This window comes from Pseudomonas sp. RA_35y_Pfl2_P32 (assembly GCF_963970735.1).
Lineage (GTDB): Bacteria > Pseudomonadota > Gammaproteobacteria > Pseudomonadales > Pseudomonadaceae > Aquipseudomonas.
On the sequence record NZ_CAXAQF010000334.1, the window covers coordinates 1 to 451 of the forward strand.

General features: G+C 64.7%; 1 protein-coding gene. It reads right to left on the reverse strand.

What is annotated here, in order from left to right; genetic code table 11:
* A partial coding sequence (locus tag AACY45_RS28565; protein ID WP_339548821.1) for an EscU/YscU/HrcU family type III secretion system export apparatus switch protein occupies positions 1-451 on the reverse strand: 451 nt, incomplete at both ends.

Here is a 451-nt window from a genome sequence, read left to right on the forward strand (position 1 = left end):
GAGGGATATTCGAGCACGGGCACCTGCGCTTCCGCCCCCAATTCGCGGATCGCGAGCGCGATCACGCCGCGGCCTTTGGCAACGACGACGGGCACCTGGTCGGACTCGCGATTATAGCGCAGCGCGACCGCAAAATGCGTCGGGTTGGTCAGGATGACATGCGCTTCGCCCACCGCCGCGCGCATGTTGCGCTTGGCCATCTCGCGTTGACGCTGACGCATCGCGCCCTTGGCCTCGGGCGAGCCTTCGGTTTCCTTATGCTCGTCGCGGATCGCCTGTTTCGACATGCGCAATTTGCGCAGCAGCTGGATCAATTGCAGCGGCACGTCGATGCCCGCGATGATCACGAGCCCGCCCGCCATCGCGAACAAAATCCCCATGAAGGTGCCGCCGAGCGCAGCGACGGCCGTGCCGATATTGGTCGAGGCAAGGCCGATCGTCATGTGCGACG